At 52.8% G+C, this 16,117-nt stretch carries 15 protein-coding genes and 1 tRNA gene; 11 read left to right on the plus strand and 5 right to left on the minus strand.

All coding sequences use genetic code 11. The features are described from left to right. Positions 1 to 202: 202 nt before the first annotated feature. A tRNA-Arg gene (locus tag ACKI5T_RS13075) sits at positions 203 to 277 on the minus strand. A 75-nt stretch (positions 278 to 352) separates the two neighbouring features. After that, positions 353 to 1,294 carry a formate/nitrite transporter family protein gene (locus ACKI5T_RS13080; protein WP_407437983.1) on the minus strand — a complete coding sequence of 314 codons (942 nt, stop codon included), beginning with the start codon at positions 1,292 to 1,294 and terminating at the stop codon, positions 353 to 355. Positions 1,295 to 1,609: 315 nt separating this feature from the next. Here ACKI5T_RS13080 and mlaA point away from each other — a divergent pair, with 315 nt between their 5' ends. Beyond that, positions 1,610 to 2,362, plus strand: coding sequence for a phospholipid-binding lipoprotein MlaA (gene mlaA / locus ACKI5T_RS13085; RefSeq protein ID WP_015959883.1), 753 nt, complete (start codon positions 1,610 to 1,612; stop codon positions 2,360 to 2,362). 46 nt (positions 2,363 to 2,408) lie between these two features. On the opposite strand, the gene fadL is transcribed toward mlaA, so the two are convergent. Next, entirely contained in the window at positions 2,409 to 3,731 is a 1,323-nt protein-coding gene (gene fadL / locus ACKI5T_RS13090) for a long-chain fatty acid transporter FadL (RefSeq protein ID WP_407437985.1), read from the minus strand. Positions 3,732 to 4,103: 372 nt separating this feature from the next. On the opposite strand from fadL, the gene ACKI5T_RS13095 reads away from it, so the two are divergent. From ACKI5T_RS13095 to sixA, 4 genes are all read left to right on the plus strand, one after another. Continuing rightward, positions 4,104 to 4,388 (plus strand): YfcZ/YiiS family protein, encoded by a 285-nt coding sequence (locus tag ACKI5T_RS13095; protein WP_015959881.1) that lies wholly within the window; start codon positions 4,104 to 4,106, stop codon positions 4,386 to 4,388. 163 nt (positions 4,389 to 4,551) lie between these two features. Beyond that, complete coding sequence (gene fadI / locus ACKI5T_RS13100; protein ID WP_407437987.1) at positions 4,552 to 5,862, plus strand: acetyl-CoA C-acyltransferase FadI; 1,311 nt, start codon at positions 4,552 to 4,554, stop codon at positions 5,860 to 5,862. Further along, a complete protein-coding gene (fadJ, locus tag ACKI5T_RS13105; RefSeq protein ID WP_407437989.1) occupies positions 5,862 to 8,009 on the plus strand; it encodes a fatty acid oxidation complex subunit alpha FadJ in 2,148 nt (715 codons plus the stop codon). The genes fadI and fadJ overlap by 1 nt, the downstream gene beginning before the upstream one ends. A gap of 210 nt (positions 8,010 to 8,219) precedes the next feature. After that, complete coding sequence (gene sixA, locus ACKI5T_RS13110; RefSeq protein ID WP_133629697.1) at positions 8,220 to 8,705, plus strand: phosphohistidine phosphatase SixA; 486 nt, start codon at positions 8,220 to 8,222, stop codon at positions 8,703 to 8,705. Between the two features lie 45 nt (positions 8,706 to 8,750). On the opposite strand, the gene smrB is transcribed toward sixA, so the two are convergent. After that, entirely contained in the window at positions 8,751 to 9,302 is a 552-nt protein-coding gene (gene smrB, locus ACKI5T_RS13115) for an endonuclease SmrB (RefSeq protein WP_407437991.1), read from the minus strand. A gap of 157 nt (positions 9,303 to 9,459) precedes the next feature. Between smrB and prmB the strand changes: the two genes are divergently transcribed. From prmB to ACKI5T_RS13145, 6 genes are read left to right on the plus strand one after another with little or no spacing between them, the layout of a single operon-like run. After that, a complete protein-coding gene (gene prmB / locus ACKI5T_RS13120; RefSeq protein ID WP_015959876.1) occupies positions 9,460 to 10,392 on the plus strand; it encodes a 50S ribosomal protein L3 N(5)-glutamine methyltransferase in 933 nt (310 codons plus the stop codon). A gap of 60 nt (positions 10,393 to 10,452) precedes the next feature. Beyond that, positions 10,453 to 11,538, plus strand: coding sequence for a chorismate synthase (gene aroC, locus ACKI5T_RS13125; protein ID WP_407437993.1), 1,086 nt, complete (start codon positions 10,453 to 10,455; stop codon positions 11,536 to 11,538). A gap of 2 nt (positions 11,539 to 11,540) precedes the next feature. Beyond that, the gene (gene mepA, locus ACKI5T_RS13130; protein ID WP_407437995.1) at positions 11,541 to 12,365 is read left to right on the plus strand and encodes a penicillin-insensitive murein endopeptidase; all 825 of its coding nucleotides are present in this window, start codon (positions 11,541 to 11,543) and stop codon (positions 12,363 to 12,365) included. Further along, entirely contained in the window at positions 12,365 to 13,177 is an 813-nt protein-coding gene (locus ACKI5T_RS13135; protein WP_407437997.1) for a sulfite exporter TauE/SafE family protein, read from the plus strand. The genes mepA and ACKI5T_RS13135 overlap by 1 nt, the downstream gene beginning before the upstream one ends. Continuing rightward, on the plus strand, positions 13,174 to 13,719 hold the full coding sequence (locus tag ACKI5T_RS13140; RefSeq protein ID WP_133629700.1) for an elongation factor P hydroxylase: 546 nt from the start codon (positions 13,174 to 13,176) through the stop codon (positions 13,717 to 13,719). The genes ACKI5T_RS13135 and ACKI5T_RS13140 overlap by 4 nt, the downstream gene beginning before the upstream one ends. A gap of 13 nt (positions 13,720 to 13,732) precedes the next feature. Continuing rightward, entirely contained in the window at positions 13,733 to 14,011 is a 279-nt protein-coding gene (locus ACKI5T_RS13145; RefSeq protein WP_015959871.1) for a YfcL family protein, read from the plus strand. Positions 14,012 to 14,063: 52 nt separating this feature from the next. Here ACKI5T_RS13145 and mnmC read toward each other — a convergent pair whose 3' ends face one another. Next, the gene (gene mnmC, locus ACKI5T_RS13150; protein WP_407438000.1) at positions 14,064 to 16,064 is read right to left on the minus strand and encodes a bifunctional tRNA (5-methylaminomethyl-2-thiouridine)(34)-methyltransferase MnmD/FAD-dependent 5-carboxymethylaminomethyl-2-thiouridine(34) oxidoreductase MnmC; all 2,001 of its coding nucleotides are present in this window, start codon (positions 16,062 to 16,064) and stop codon (positions 14,064 to 14,066) included. Positions 16,065 to 16,117: the final 53 nt, after the last annotated feature.

Below are 16,117 nucleotides of genomic sequence, written 5' to 3' on the forward strand. Positions count from 1 at the left end.
TATGCTCTGGTGGCTCAGTCTGACGACGCTCAGCGCTCACTGATACAGTTGAAAACGACTGAGGATTGAAAAAAGATAAAACAGAGGAGGTGTAGGTTTTAAATTTCGTTGCAGAGAATAAGCCCTGGAACACTGATTAAATGGCGTTCATATACATTGAGGTTGCGAAGTTGAATTCGGTAGAAATTAAGAGAGGTTTATATGGTGTCCCCTGCAGGAATCGAACCTGCAACTAGCCCTTAGGAGGGGCTCGTTATATCCATTTAACTAAGGGGACGAAGCGGCACGAGTATAGCGTTATTTACACTATGCGTTAAGCTCAATGCCGCCTGACTGCTTAAAGAGTCGCCATTTAATCAGTTTTTTTTGGACTTTCGTCGTTGTTTTGCTGAGCTTTTTCTTTTTCCTTTAACTCGGCCTTACGTTTAGTCGACATGTCATTGCGAATTTGGGCATGGCTTAAAAGAGCGAAAATAAAGGTCCCGCCGCAGATATTTCCTGCCAGCGTCGGCAGTGCAAAGGGCCAGAAAAAGTCGGTCCAGTGCTGTGTGCCATTGAATACCAGGTACAACACTTCAACCGTTCCCACCACAATATGCGTCGTATCGGCCAGTGCAATAAGCCAGGTCATCAGGATAATCACGACAATTTTTGCGGATCCCGCAGACGGGAACATCCAGACCATGGTGGCAATAATCCAACCTGAGATAATGGCGTTGGAGAACATCTCAAGAGGCGTATTCTTCATGACGTCCATACCAATTTTGACGAACGCGTCGCGCGTGGGTTCATCAAATATGGGCATATACTCAAAGGCCCACGCCGCCACTCCTGTACCAATAATATTCCCCAGTAACACCACCCCCCACAGGCGCATCAAAAGCCCAAAATTACCCCACGTCGGACTTTGCATCACCGGCAGAACCGCCGTCACCGTGTTTTCCGTAAACAGCTGCTGGCGTGCCATAATGACGATGACAAATCCAAAGGTATAACCTAGGTTCTCAATCAAGAAACCACCGGGAACGCCTTCTAGCTGCACGTGGAAAATACCTTTCGCCAGCAGCGATGCGCCCATCGACAATCCTGCTGCAATCGCAGACCACAGCAGGGCCATGGCATCACGTTCAAGCTCTTTCTCGCCGTCCTGGCGGATATGCTCGTGAATAGCCATGGCTCGCGAGGGAAGGTGATCTTCATCGATTTCTATTTTTTTACCGCGCTGCTTTTCTTCGCTTTCAACTTCAAGCTCATCCGAATGTTCATCGATTTTTTCTTCTTTTAGATCGTCCATAGAAAGTGTCTCGGTTCGTTATCATCCGTATAATCGTAGCGTTTTTTTGGATATTGCCCGTCGGGATGCTCTTATTTTCTGGCAATGGCAACAAACGCGATACATCACGTTACGTCACAGGCTAAAATCGCCAACAAAATGAAATGGCAAAGTCAGGCTATGCTGTGATCAGGGCGAGCGTAATCATCACCCGGCACTGTGTGCGTGGACATCCAGAAACGTGCTGTTACAATCACTTGCATGTTTATAAGGGAGCGTCATGCGCTCCGTTACGGATGGCAATCTACGATAGCCATACTTAACAGGGAGAAATAAATGAAACTTCGGCTGTCGGCGCTTGCGCTGGGCACAAGCCTGCTTGTGGGCTGCGCCAGTTCGGGCGAGCAAACGGGGCGCTCCGATCCTTTAGAAGGATTCAACCGCTCAATGTATAGCTTCAACTACAACGTGCTGGATCCGTATCTGGTTCGTCCGGTGGCTGTTGCATGGCGCGACTATGTTCCGCAACCTGCGCGTAATGGATTGAGCAATTTCACCAGCAACCTGGAAGAGCCCGCGGTGATGGTGAACTTCTTCCTGCAGGGCGACCCCTATCAGGGGATGGTTCATTTTACTCGCTTCTTCCTGAACACCCTGTTGGGGATGGGCGGCTTTATCGATGTGGCTGGGATGTCAAATCAGAAACTGCAGCGTGAACAGCCGCACCGCTTTGGTAGTACGCTCGGGAATTATGGCGTCGGCTATGGCCCGTATATGCATTTGCCGTTCTACGGCAGCTTTACCGTGCGTGATGACGGTGGCGATATGGTCGATACACTTTATCCGGTGCTGTCATGGCTGACGTGGCCGCTGTCGATTGGTAAATGGACGGTCGAAGGTATCGAAACGCGCGCGCAACTGCTGGATTCAGACGGCCTGCTACGCCAGTCTTCCGATCCTTACATCATGGTGCGTGAAGCCTACTTCCAGAATCATGACTTCATAGCTAACGGCGGTAAGCTGAAGCCGGAAGATAACCCGAATGCGAAAGCTATCGAAAACGAACTGTCCGAGATTGATGCGGAATAAATAAAAAAAGGTGAGCAAATGCTCACCTTTTTTAATGACTGCGGAATTAGAATGCGTAGTTGAAGTTCATGCCGTACAACCACGCTTTCCCTTCGGAGGAGAATTCGTACGGGCCTTCCTGGAAGGTAACTTTCTGTCCGTGCATATAAGACACACCTGCATCAATAGACGCATCTTTGTTGAATGCGTAGGTTGCGCCTGCGCTCAGCCAGAAGCGGTCCTGATCCGGAATAGAGATTGAACGTTTGTCAGCCGGAACCGGGCTATCATCAAAGGCGATACCGGTACGGAACGTCCAGTTATCATCCATATAGTAGGTGGTACCAAGGGCGATACGGTAAGCATCGCGGAAGCTTTCATCTTTATAGAACAGCGTGTCGCCATTGCTATTGGTCGCTTTCAGCTCCTGGAATTGGCTCCAGCTGGTGTATGTCAAGCTGTAGTGAACTGCCCACTGAGGCGCCACTCGGTTATAACCCGACAGTTCCCACATTTCAGGCAGGTTCAGAGATAAAGAACCGCCCGTGGTACGGCCATCGGTACCCATAGGCAGGCCGAAGCTACCCAAAATCTGGTTATACGCAGATGGCAGGCTGCTCTTATAGTCGCCGTCGAAGTCGATTTTCACTTCTGAGCGATAAGTTAAGCCATAACGGTTGTTTTTATCGATTTCATACAGGATCCCCGCGTTCCAGCCAAAGCCCCATTCATCACCTTTCAGGTAAGCAATTTGGGTATCGCCAGGAATCTGTGCCACTTGGCCTGCAAGTGCAGGAGGCAGCATGCCGGATCCGGCAACAATCTGACCTAAGTCACCCGCGTAACGCTCAATTTTCGCTTTCGCGTAAACAGCATCAAAGCCAACGCCGAAGCTCCAGTGGCTATCCAGGCGATAAGCACCGCTCAGGTTAAGGTTCAGCGTTTCAAGATCGGTGGTACCGCCGTACGCGCCGGCAGCGTAATTATTGTTAAATTCAGTCGCCAGGCCATAGTTAGAGGTGACGGATGCACCCCAGCCAAACTGGTCATTGATTGGTGCAACGAAATGCAGGTTTGGCACCCATGCGGTTGGTGCAATGTTTTGTGCGTTAAGGCTCCGTCCTGTTGGGGAACGGCCAGAAATGTTCACATCGGGATCAACAAAAACGGCCCCGGCAGAAAAAGTAGGACGATCAAACATCGTGATCAGCGCCGGGTTACGGCTCACGTTGCCTGCATCATCGGCAATTGCGCCTTCCCCAGAATAGGCACGGCCAAGACCAGAGGAAGAAAATTCGTTGAGCTGGAAGCCCGCTGACCAGGCGGACGTTGATACGATTGCCACTGCGACTGCCAGCGCAGTCTTTTTGAACAGGGTTTTCTGGCTCATGACCATAACCTCATTGAGTTTTTTTTATTCAATAATTGTTACACGTAGTAACAGGAGCGCGGAGTGTAGGGTCTGCGGTAACACTTAGAAATCAGACCAGTGGCGAGAGTATAGGTCTGACCAGATGGAATGTTGCAAGTTTGTTTATTAAGTTTTTCAAAGATGTTTATCGAAACGGGATCTGCGTGGCAAAAATGCGACCCGTCGCACTCATGGAAAAGGGTGATTTTTGCGCTAGATCATTTTTTAGTGTGATATCGGTCACTTACCCCCTTTTGCGCCATTAACGACTGGAGAGACCATCGGCTCGGGGGTAAAATATCGCTAACGTGTTTATCTCGCGCCGTGCGCGAATCCAGAGGAACTTGAGCTATGAGTAAATGCAGTGCTGATGAAACCCCGGTTTGCTGCTGTATGGATGTCGGTACCATCATGGACAATACGGATTGCACCGCGTCATACAGCCGCGTGTTTAGCAAACGTGCGGACGCCGAAGAGACACTGAGCGCATTGACTAAGCGCGCTCGCGATGTGGAGTCCGACCCTTGCGAAATCAAATCCACGCTCACTGAAGTTGAAGGTGGTGTGAAATTGGATATTGATTTCATTTTTGCTTGTGAAGCAGAAACATTGATTTTCCAGCTCGGTTTACGTTAATCCCGTCTTTTACGCCTCTGTGCTTCAGGGGCGTTTTCTTTTTCTTCTCTGTGTTTTAGCTCGCACTTTTTCGTTTCCCTGATTGGCTGAATGTAAAAAAATGGTTAAGACTGTTATCAGGTCAGACCACTTAGTGCGTTTTTGTCATTTACAGGGGAGTGTTATGAGTCAGGCATTACCGCTTGTCACCCGTCAGGGCGATCGCATCGCCATTGTCAGCGGATTGCGTACGCCATTTGCACGTCAGGCGACGGCATTTCATGGAATACCGGCTGTCGATTTGGGAAAAATGGTGGTGGGGGAGATGCTGGCTCGCAGCGAAATATCCCCTGACGTCATCGAACAACTGGTTTTTGGCCAGGTTGTCCAGATGCCTGAAGCGCCGAATATCGCCCGTGAAATTGTGCTGGGGACCGGCATGAATGTGCGTACCGACGCTTATAGCGTCAGCCGCGCCTGTGCGACCAGCTTCCAGGCGGTGGCGAACGTGGCTGAAAGCCTGATGACGGGAACCATTCGCGCCGGTATTGCGGGTGGCGCAGACTCTTCTTCCGTTTTGCCTATCGGTGTTAGCAAGAAACTGGCGCGTGTGCTGGTTGACGTCAATAAAGCGCGCACAATGGGGCAGCGCCTCAAACTTTTCTCTCAACTGCGTTTGCGCGATCTCGCGCCTGTTCCTCCCGCCGTCGCGGAATATTCGACGGGCCTGCGCATGGGGGACACCGCCGAGCAAATGGCGAAAACGTACGGTATCACGCGCGAACAGCAAGATGCCCTGGCGCATCGTTCACATCAGCGCGCTGCGCTGGCCTGGTCGGACGGGAAACTGAGGGACGAGGTGATGACGGCGTATATCCCACCCTTCCGCGAACCCCTTTCCGAAGATAATAATATTCGTGGCACCTCGACGCTGGCGGATTATGCAAAATTACGCCCGGCGTTCGATCGTAAACATGGCACCGTCACGGCGGCAAACAGTACTCCGCTGACCGACGGCGCGGCGGCGGTGATCCTGATGACCGAGTCACGGGCGAAAGAGCTGGGTCTGGTTCCTCTTGGGTATCTGCGCAGCTATGCGTTTACCGCCATCGACGTCTGGCAGGATATGCTGTTGGGGCCTGCATGGTCGACACCGCTGGCACTCGAGCGTGCCGGATTAACACTGTCGGATTTAACACTCATTGATATGCACGAAGCCTTTGCCGCACAGACGCTAGCGAATCTTCAATTGCTGAGCAGCGAACGCTTTGCGCGCGATGTTCTGGGCCGGGCGCATGCCACGGGCGAAGTGGATGAGAGCAAATTTAACGTTCTGGGCGGCTCGATTGCTTATGGACACCCCTTTGCGGCTACCGGTGCACGAATGATTACGCAAACCCTGCACGAACTTCGCCGTCGCGGCGGAGGATTTGGTCTGGTCACCGCGTGTGCGGCGGGTGGTTTGGGTGCAGCGATGGTTCTGGAGGCTGAATAATGGAAACGACTTCCGCATTTACACTGAACGTGCGTCTGGACAATATCGCGGTTGTCACTATCGACGTACCGGGCGAGAAAATGAACACCCTGAAATCTGAGTTTGGCGTTCAGGTGCGCAGTATTTTGAAGCAGGTCCGCGACAACAAAAATATCTGCGGGCTGATCTTTATTTCCGCCAAATCTGACAACTTTATCGCCGGGGCGGATATCAACATGATTGCCCGCGCTAAGAGTGCGCAAGAGGCTGAAGAGCTTGCGCGACAAGGGCAGCAGATCATGGCGGAGATCCATGGTTTATCTATCCCGACGATCGCCGCGATCCATGGAGCCTGCCTTGGCGGTGGTCTCGAATTAGCGCTGGCGTGTCATAGCCGCGTTTGTACGGATGATGCAAAAACCGTTCTTGGCCTGCCGGAAGTGCAGCTTGGTTTATTGCCTGGCTCAGGCGGCACGCAACGATTACCACGGCTGGTGGGTGTAAGCACTGCTCTGGAAATGATTCTCACCGGTAAACAGCTCCGTCCACGTCAGGCCTTAAAAGTCGGTCTGGTCGACGAAGTGGTTCCTCATTCTATTCTTCTGACGGCGGCCGTTGAGCTGGCGCAAAAAGAGCGGCAGGCGAGCCGTCATTTACCCGTACGCGAGCGTATCCTGGCGGGTCCGCTTGGCCGCGCGCTGCTGTTTAATCGGGTTGGCAAGAAAACCGAACAAAAAACCAAAGGCAACTATCCGGCGACGAAACGTGTTCTTGACGTTATCGAAACGGGTCTGTCTCAGGGAAGCAGCAGCGGTTACGCCGCTGAAGCCAAAGCCTTTGGTGAATTAGCGATGACGCCCCAATCGCAGGCACTCCGCAGCATCTTTTTTGCCAGCACCGAGGTCAAAAAAGATCCCGGCAGCGAGGCCGCTCCCGGTCCGCTGAATGCCATTGGCGTTTTGGGTGGCGGATTAATGGGCGGAGGCATCTCTTTTGTCACCGCCAGTAAAGGCAAATTGCCCGTTCGTATCAAAGACATTAATGTGAAAGGCATCAACCATGCGCTGCAATATAGCTGGCAGTTGCTTGATCAAAAGGTAAAACGCCGCCATATCAAAGCCAGCGAGCGAGACCGAGCGCTGGCGTTGATTTCAGGCACCACAGACTTTAGCGGTTTCAAACACCGTGACGTGGTCATTGAGGCAGTGTTTGAAGATCTGAAACTAAAGCAACAGATGGTGGCCGACGTCGAGCAGCACTGCGCGCCACATACGATTTTTGCATCGAATACGTCATCTTTGCCAATAGGCGATATCGCGGCAAATGCGGCGCGACCGGAACAGGTAATTGGTTTGCACTTCTTCAGCCCGGTTGAAAAAATGCCGCTGGTTGAAGTGATTCCTCACGAGTCGACCAGCGCACAAACCGTGGCAACCGTGGTTAAGCTCGCTAAGCAGCAAGGAAAAACGCCGATAGTGGTGGCAGATAAAGCGGGTTTTTACGTCAATCGAATTCTTGCGCCTTATATCAATGAAGCCATGCGATTGCTGACCGAAGGCGAAAAAGTTGAAAATGTTGATGATGCGCTGGTGAAGTTTGGGTTCCCGGTTGGGCCAATCCAACTTTTGGATGAGGTCGGAATAGATACAGGCACTAAAATTATACCTGTGCTTGAAGCGGCTTACGGTGAGCGCTTTAGTCCCCCTGCGAATGTTGTTTTAGCAATTTTGAATGACGATCGCAAAGGCAGAAAAAATGGTCGGGGTTTCTATCTTTACGCCGCAAAAGGGCGTAAAAGCAAGAAACAGGTCGACCCCTCGGTTTATGGGCTTATCAATGCCAGCGGCCAGGGTAAACTCGCCGCGGAACAGTGCGCTGAACGCTGCGTCATGATGATGCTTAACGAAGCGGCGCGTTGCTTTGATGACAAAGTGATTAAAAACGCGCGCGACGGTGATATTGGCGCCGTATTTGGCATTGGCTTTCCACCTTTTCTGGGTGGCCCGTTCCGCTATATGGATAGTCTGGGCGCGGGTGATGTTGTGGCGACATTGCAGCGTCTGGCATCGCTTTATGGCTCTCGATTTACACCCTGCGAGACATTAAAGCAGATGGCAGAAAATGACCTGCGTTTTTGGCCAGCACAGGAAACTGACCCAATAAATTAGGGTCAAAATAGAGTAGATCCTGGGGTGAATGGGATAGCCATTGTCTAATTTGTAAACAGATATTGACTATACTTACGCCATTAAGGTAAAAAACAGCGTTTCATTCATCGAATGGATCAGGCACAATGCCCGGCCATCGGGTTTTCTGCCTTTTTGCTGTATTCGCGGGTAGTCAACGCCGGTGATCCTGGTCAACAAAAGCGGTGCAATATGCAAGTTTTTATCATGCGTCACGGCGACGCGGCACTCGATGCCGCCAGTGACTCTGTTCGTCCTTTGACAACCTGTGGCTGTGACGAATCCCGTCTAATGGCCACCTGGCTCAAGGGTCAAAAAGTGGACATTGAACGTGTTTTGGTGAGCCCATTCTTGCGTGCTGAACAGACGCTAGACGTGGTAGGCGAATGTATGAACCTGCCTAAAAACGTGGATGTTCTTCCTGAACTCACACCTTGCGGCGATATTGGTCTGGTGAGCGGTTATCTTCAGACATTGAGCCGTGAAGGCGTTGCTTCTGTGCTGGTCATCTCCCATCTGCCACTGGTCGGCTATTTAGTCGCTGAACTGTGCCCAGGCGAAACGCCGCCAATGTTCACCACCTCGGCCATTGCTAACGTCACGCTCGACGAAAACGGCAAAGGGGTGTTCAACTGGCAAATGAGTCCGTGCAACTTGAAGATGGCAAAAGCTATCTGACGTGACGCGCGATCTGGCGGGTAGACGTTGTCACCCGCCACTCTGTCAGGGCAGCTCCGGCGGCTGCCACTCTTCGATTTCAATCAACACCAGCAATGCGGCATCTCCGCCGTACTCTTTCGGTGCCTGATGAAAAGCCATCACATGTGGATGCTGAGCCAGCCACAGTGGCGTTTGTTGTTTAAGAATATGTTTGCCGTGCCCGTGCATGACACAGGTGCAAAAAACGTGTTCGCGGCGACAAGCGGCAATCAATGCCCCAAGCTCCTGTTTCGCCTGCATCTGCGTCAAGCCATGCAGATCGAGAAACAGCTCCGGCGAATAGTCCCCACGACGTAATTTTTTCAGCTCAAAATGGCTGACGTCTTCGCGCACGTATTTTACCGCGCCCTGTGTATTGAGCAGCGGCTGGAATTCATCAGAAAAATAGTGGCTGTTATCAGCCTGTTCCTGAAGCAGACGTTTAACCGGCACTTCGGTCACTTTTTTGCGGATCGGACGATGAACAATGGTGTCCTGCGCGATTTGACGCGTCCCGCTCATGAGCTGGCGAAACAGCGTCTGATCCTCCTCGCTAAGCGATGTTTTCTTTTTCATTTTTGAGTCTCATCTCTTATTTCCCTTAGTTTACCTGAGGGAGGCGCAAGCAAAACGCATTTTTTCACCAGTCTCGCGCAGCGACAATGCTGATTTATCGCCGTCTTCATGGCAAACTAGCCGCCGAAAATTATGCAAGCATGCCCTGGAGAGAATAATGGATAAAATTTTTGTCGATGAAGCAGTAAACGAGCTGCATACCATTCAGGACATGTTGCGCTGGTCCGTTAGCCGCTTTAGCGCCGCCAATATCTGGTACGGTCACGGCACCGATAACCCGTGGGATGAGGCTGTGCAGCTCGTACTGCCGTCGCTCTATCTGCCGTTGGATATTCCTGAAGACATGCGCACTGCGCGCCTGACCTCCAGCGAAAAACACCGTATCGTTGAGCGTGTGATCCGTCGCGTGAACGAACGCATTCCGGTCGCGTATCTGACCAACAAAGCCTGGTTCTGCGGCCACGAATTTTATGTTGATGAACGCGTGCTGGTGCCGCGCTCACCGATTGGCGAGCTGATCAACAATCATTTCGCGGGTCTGATGGACCATCAGCCAGAACATATTCTGGATATGTGTACCGGTAGCGGTTGTATTGCGATCGCGTGCGCCTACGCTTACCCGGAAGCAGAAGTTGATGCGGTGGACATCTCGACTGACGCGCTGGCCGTCACCGAACACAACATCGAAGAGCACGGTTTGATTCATCATGTGACGCCGATCCGCTCCGATCTGTTCCGCGATTTGCCGAAGCTGCAATACGATCTGATTGTGACCAATCCGCCGTATGTGGATGCGGAAGACATGTCCGATCTGCCGAATGAATATCGCCACGAACCGGAACTCGGCCTGGCATCCGGTACAGATGGCCTGAAGCTGACGCGCCGCATTCTGGCCTGTGCACCGGATTATCTGACCGATGACGGTATTCTGATTTGTGAAGTCGGTAACAGCATGGTACATCTGATGGAGCAGTACCCGGAGGTGCCTTTCACCTGGCTCGAATTTGACAACGGTGGCGAGGGCGTCTTCATGCTGACCAAAGCGCAGCTTATCGCCGCGCGTGAATACTTCAGCATCTATAAAGATTAATCTTACGGGCTTCGGCCCGTTTCACCTGCTCAAACTGAGAACAACGATAACGGAGCCGTGATGGCAGGAAACAGTATTGGACAATTATTCCGCGTGACCACGTTTGGTGAGTCGCACGGACTGGCACTCGGATGCATCGTTGACGGCGTTCCGCCTGGCATCGAACTGACCGAAGCCGATTTACAACACGACCTTGACCGTCGCCGTCCGGGTACCTCGCGTTACACCACGCAGCGTCGCGAGCCTGACCAGGTCAAAATCCTCTCCGGCGTCTTTGAAGGGCGCACCACGGGCACCAGTATCGGCCTCCTGATTGAAAATACCGACCAGCGTTCTCAGGATTACGGCGCGATTAAAGATGTTTTCCGCCCAGGTCACGCTGATTACACCTACGAGCAAAAATTTGGTTTCCGTGATTATCGCGGCGGCGGTCGTTCATCTGCGCGCGAAACCGCGATGCGCGTTGCGGCAGGTGCGATTGCGAAAAAATATCTGGCACAGAAATTTGGCATCGTGATCCGCGGCTGTCTGACCCAAATGGGCGATATTCCGCTGGCCATTAAAGACTGGGATCTGGTTGAACAGAACCCGTTCTTCTGTGCCGATGCGGACAAAATCGACGCGCTGGACGAGCTGATGCGCGCCCTGAAAAAAGAGGGCGACTCCATTGGCGCTAAAGTCACCGTTGTTGCTGATGGCGTGCCGCCAGGCTTAGGCGAACCAGTGTTTGACCGTCTGGATGCTGATATCGCGCACGCGATGATGAGCATTAACGCCGTGAAAGGCGTGGAGATTGGCGACGGTTTTGAGGTCGTTGCACTACGCGGCAGTCAGAATCGCGATGAAATCACCGCGCAAGGTTTCCAGAGCAATCATGCGGGCGGTATTTTGGGCGGCATCAGCAGCGGTCAGCAGATCGTGGCTAATATTGCACTGAAACCCACTTCCAGCATTACGGTGCCTGGACACACGATTAATCGCGCGGGCGAAGAAGTTGAAATGATCACCAAAGGCCGTCACGATCCTTGCGTGGGTATCCGCGCGGTGCCGATTGCTGAAGCCATGCTCGCGATCGTGCTGATGGATCATTTCATGCGCCAGCGCGCGCAGAATGCGGATGTGATTCCCCCTCTTCCACGCTGGTAACCATGAAAAAAACCGCAATTGCTCTGCTGGCACTGCTCGCCAGTGGAGCCAGTCTGGCAGCCACTCCGTGGCAAAAAATTACCCATCCGGTGGCGGGCAGCGCGCAATCGATCGGCGCGTTTTCTAACGGATGCATCGTTGGCGCGCAGGAATTGCCGCTGCAGTCCGATACCTATCAGGTGATGCGAACCGATCAGCGCCGTTACTTTGGTCATCCTGATCTGGTGATGTTTATCCAGCGTCTGGGTAACCGGGTTCACGACCTGGGGCTGGGGACGATGCTGATTGGCGATATGGGCATGCCAGCGGGCGGTCGCTTTAATGGCGGACACGCCAGCCACCAGTCGGGGCTTGATGTCGATATTTTCCTGCAATTGCCAAGAACACGCTGGAGTTCCGCACAGCTGCTTAAACCTCAGGCGCTGGATTTGGTGGCGCGTGACGGTAAAAATGTTGTGCCGTCACTGTGGACGCCCGATGTGTTCAGTCTGATCAAAGTGGCCGCAAAAGATAACGATGTGACGCGTATTTTCGTCAATCCGGCGATCAAACAGCAACTCTGTCTGGATGCCGGAACGGATCGCGACTGGTTAAGCAAAGTTCGCCCATGGTTCCAGCATCGCGCGCACATGCATGTCCGCTTGCGTTGCCCGGCGAACAGTCTGGAGTGCGAAGATCAGCCATTACCACCGCCTGGCGACGGCTGTGGTGCCGAACTGCAAAGTTGGTTTGAACCTGCCAAACCTGGAACCACACAGCCTGAGAAGAAGACACCGCCTCCGTTGCCGCCTTCCTGCCAGGCGCTACTGGATGAGCATGTACTGTAATGGATAATTTCGTCGATCTTTTCATGGTGTCACCGCTGTTGCTGGCGGTGCTTTTTTTGGTCGCCATGCTGGCCGGTTTTATTGATGCGCTGGCGGGCGGTGGGGGATTATTAACGGTCCCCGCGCTGTTGGCGGTGGGCATGAGCCCTGCGCAGGCGTTGGCAACCAATAAGCTCCAAGCCTGCGGTGGATCTCTTTCTGCCTCCATCTATTTTATTCGCCGCAAAGTCGTTAGCCTTGCCGATCAGAAGCTCAATATTCTGATGACGTTTATCGGTTCAACGTCAGGTGCGCTGCTGGTTCAGCACGTCCAGTCCGATATTTTGCGCCAAATTTTACCGATTCTGGTTATCTGTATTGGTCTCTATTTTTTACTCATGCCAAAGCTTGGGGAAGAAGACCGACAGCGTCGCTTGCACGGCTTGCCGTTCGCCCTGATTGCGGGCGGTTGCGTCGGTTTTTACGACGGATTCTTTGGCCCTGGCGCGGGTTCATTTTATGCGCTGGCGTTTGTCACGCTGGCCGGTTTTAATCTCGCCAAATCCACAGCGCACGCCAAAGTGCTGAATGCGACCTCCAATCTCGGCGGCCTGCTGCTGTTTATCATTGGTGGCAAAGTTATCTGGGCCACCGGTTTTGTGATGATGGTGGGGCAGTTTTTAGGCGCGCGCGTAGGCTCTCGCCTGGTATTAAGCAAAGGGCAAAAACTCATTCGTCCCATGATCGTAATTGTGTCGGCGGTGATGAGCGCCAAACTTCTTTATGACAGCCACGGACAGGAGATCCTCCACTGGTTGGGGATGAACTCATGAACAGTACGCATAATTATGAACAGCTGATTGACATCTTTGACGGCTGTTTCGCTGATGATTTTAATACCCGTCTGATTAAAGGCGACGACGAACCGATCTATCTTCCTGCTGATGCCGACGTACCGTACAACCGGATTGTGTTTGCGCATGGCTTTTATGCCAGCGGGTTGCATGAGATTTCTCACTGGTGTATTGCCGGGAAAGCGCGTCGCGAGCTGGTAGACTTTGGTTACTGGTACTGCCCGGACGGGCGTGACGCGGCGACGCAGGGGCAGTTTGAAGATGTGGAAGTCAAACCCCAGGCGTTCGACTGGCTGTTCTGTGTGGCGGCAGGTTTTCCGTTCAACGTCAGCTGTGACAACCTCGAAGGCGATTGTGAGCCGGACAGAATTACCTTCCAGCGCCGCGTTCATGCGCAGGTAATGGAATATCTTGAGAAAGGCATCCCGGAACGTCCGGCGCGTTTCATCAAAGCATTGCAGAATTATTATCACACGCCGGAATTAAAGGCGGAACACTTCCCATGGCCGGAAGATATTTAACTGAGGAAAGAAGATGATCGCAGAATTTGAATCACGCATTCTGGCGCTAATTGATGGCATGGTAGAGCACGCCAGTGACGATGAACTGTTTGCCAGCGGTTATCTGCGTGGTCACCTGACGCTTGCTGTAGCGGAGCTGGAAGCGGGCGACGATCACTCGCCTGAAGCCGTTCATGCTGCCGTGGGTCGTGGTCTTGAAAAAGCCATCCAGGCAGGTGAGCTTTCTCCACGCGACCAGTCTCTGGTGCTGGATATGTGGGATAACCTCTTCGAACAGGCAAAATCGCAGTAAGTTTTTGCTGTTGTGAAAACCCTCTCCCTCAGGAGAGGGAGCAGCCCACGCTTTATTTCACTGCTTTCCCTTTCAGTAATTTCCGTACCCACAAACGATTCGGACTCAGACCCGCAAGCGTCGTACTGTCCATTGGAATCGGTTCTTCGCTCATTTGTGATGCCAGAATTTCTGCCAGCAGCGGGGCAGTACACAAGCCGCGTGACCCCAGCGCACCCTGCATAAAGAGACCTGGATACACCGGCGCTGTGATGGCTGTTTCGGGGTTTTCGGCAAGATCCTGATATTCCGTTAGCGTCGATGCGTAATCCGGCACATTCCCGACCATCGGCAAGTGATCGCGCGTCGCGCACCGCACGCCACAGCGGGCATCGGAGTCAGAAATATCGACCTCTTTTGCCCATTCGGCCTTCGGGAAGCAATCCACTAAACGCTGACGATTTTGCTGCTGATCGGCCTCGCTGTAGCGCATTTCTGTCTGGCCGCGATGATAGCTAGCGCCTATGCAATGATGACCATTTTCCGGGTTCTGCGGCGTTAAATAGCCGTCATAACACAGCACCTGACGGAGTTTTTCGAGCTGCAAAGTTGTGGGAATGTGACTGACCTGACCGCCAACCGGATAAACGGGTAACTTTTCTGTTTGCGAAAAGTCGCTGATGCGATGGCCGTTAGCCAGCACAACGCTTGAGTGCTGGGCATCAGCGCCATTGTTGAACCGCAATTGCCAGTCACCTTGCTGATGATTCAAAGAGTCCAGGTGATAGCCGTAGTGCACAGCCAGCCCGCGAGACTGCGCCAGGTTTATCACCGCAGCGGTCAGTTCAGCCGGGCATAACCAGCCGCCTTCAGGATAGTGAATGCCACCGCAGCCGGTTGGCAGACCGGTATTGTCCTGAACCTGCTGCGCATCAACCGCTGCAGCGATTTGCTCCGGTAAACCCAGTGAAAGCATCTGGTCTATTTTTTGTTGGCTTTTTTCATCCCAGCCAAGCTGCGTCACGCCGCACCAGTCGTGTGCGTAAGAAACGGGAAGGGCGTCATAGAGGCGACGAGCAAAGGTAAATGCCGCTGGGAAAAACTGACTGATTGCCGGGTCGTGAGCGCTCAGAAGCGGATACAACGCGCCCTGACGGTTGCCGGATGCGCCTTTTGCCGGTGATTTGTCGGCGCAGTAGAGCGTCACGCGCCAGCCGCGCTGAAGTAGTGCGAAGGCAAGCAGTGCGCTGGCAATGCCGCCGCCAATAATCGCCGTTTCACGGTTTTCAACGCCACTGCGAGTAAACCAGGGGGCGCGGGTGGGAAGGGCATTGTCCTGCGCCATGACGCCCGTCAGCATTTCGCGCTTGCGGCCAAAACCTTTGCATTTTTGCATGGTAAAACCGGCATCCTGCAAACCGCGACGTACAAATCCGGCGCAAGTAAATGTTGCCAAAGTTGCACCGGGGCGAGCCAGACGCGCCATTGCAGCGAATAAATGCTCGCTCCACATGTCCGGATTTTTGGCCGGCGCAAAACCATCTAAAAACCAGGCGTCGACCTTTTGATTGAGAGAGTCGTCGAGTTGGTCGGTCAGTGCATTGATATCCCCGAACCACAAATCGAGTGTGACTCTGCCTTCATCAAGTAACAGGCGGTGGCATCCACCGAGTGGCAACGGCCATTGCGTTTGTAATTGTTCAGCCCACTGTGCCAGCTCTGGCCAATGCTGATGCGCTAGTTTGAGATCGTGACCGGTGAGCGGATATTTCTCAAAACTGATGAAATGTAATCTTTGTAGCGTAGCCTCGGGGTGGTCAGCGCGGAACTGGTCAAACGCCTGCCAGAGGGTGAGGAAGTTTAAACCGGTGCCAAAACCGCTCTCCGCCACGACAAACTGGCTGCGGGGATGGAGGGGGAAGCGCGCGTTGAGGTGGTTTCCATCCAGAAAAACATAACGGGTCTCTTCCAGCCCGTTATCATTAGAGAAATAGACATCGTCGAAATCTCGGGAAACAGGTGTACCCTCAGCGTTGAACTCAAGGTTAGCGGGTTGTACGACGTTTTGTTTCACGTAAGTTACTCGTCTGACAGGCAGTGGCATGATCTTAACGATGTGCGTCCGCT

This window comes from Lelliottia sp. (assembly GCF_045627565.1).
Taxonomy (GTDB): Bacteria; Pseudomonadota; Gammaproteobacteria; order Enterobacterales; family Enterobacteriaceae; genus Enterobacter.

What these genes read in the sequence shown, in the direction of transcription:
- ACKI5T_RS13080 (WP_407437983.1), bottom strand. Translation starts at nt 1,294, where the DNA reads ATGGACGATCTAAAAGAAGAAAAAATCGATGAACATTCGGATGAGCTT.
- mlaA (WP_015959883.1), top strand. Translation starts at nt 1,610, where the DNA reads ATGAAACTTCGGCTGTCGGCGCTTGCGCTGGGCACAAGCCTGCTTGTG.
- fadL (WP_407437985.1), bottom strand. Translation starts at nt 3,731, where the DNA reads ATGAGCCAGAAAACCCTGTTCAAAAAGACTGCGCTGGCAGTCGCAGTG.
- ACKI5T_RS13095 (WP_015959881.1), top strand. Translation starts at nt 4,104, where the DNA reads ATGAGTAAATGCAGTGCTGATGAAACCCCGGTTTGCTGCTGTATGGAT.
- fadI (WP_407437987.1), top strand. Translation starts at nt 4,552, where the DNA reads ATGAGTCAGGCATTACCGCTTGTCACCCGTCAGGGCGATCGCATCGCC.
- fadJ (WP_407437989.1), top strand. Translation starts at nt 5,862, where the DNA reads ATGGAAACGACTTCCGCATTTACACTGAACGTGCGTCTGGACAATATC.
- sixA (WP_133629697.1), top strand. Translation starts at nt 8,220, where the DNA reads ATGCAAGTTTTTATCATGCGTCACGGCGACGCGGCACTCGATGCCGCC.
- smrB (WP_407437991.1), bottom strand. Translation starts at nt 9,302, where the DNA reads ATGAAAAAGAAAACATCGCTTAGCGAGGAGGATCAGACGCTGTTTCGC.
- prmB (WP_015959876.1), top strand. Translation starts at nt 9,460, where the DNA reads ATGGATAAAATTTTTGTCGATGAAGCAGTAAACGAGCTGCATACCATT.
- aroC (WP_407437993.1), top strand. Translation starts at nt 10,453, where the DNA reads ATGGCAGGAAACAGTATTGGACAATTATTCCGCGTGACCACGTTTGGT.
- mepA (WP_407437995.1), top strand. Translation starts at nt 11,541, where the DNA reads ATGAAAAAAACCGCAATTGCTCTGCTGGCACTGCTCGCCAGTGGAGCC.
- ACKI5T_RS13135 (WP_407437997.1), top strand. Translation starts at nt 12,365, where the DNA reads ATGGATAATTTCGTCGATCTTTTCATGGTGTCACCGCTGTTGCTGGCG.
- ACKI5T_RS13140 (WP_133629700.1), top strand. Translation starts at nt 13,174, where the DNA reads ATGAACAGTACGCATAATTATGAACAGCTGATTGACATCTTTGACGGC.
- ACKI5T_RS13145 (WP_015959871.1), top strand. Translation starts at nt 13,733, where the DNA reads ATGATCGCAGAATTTGAATCACGCATTCTGGCGCTAATTGATGGCATG.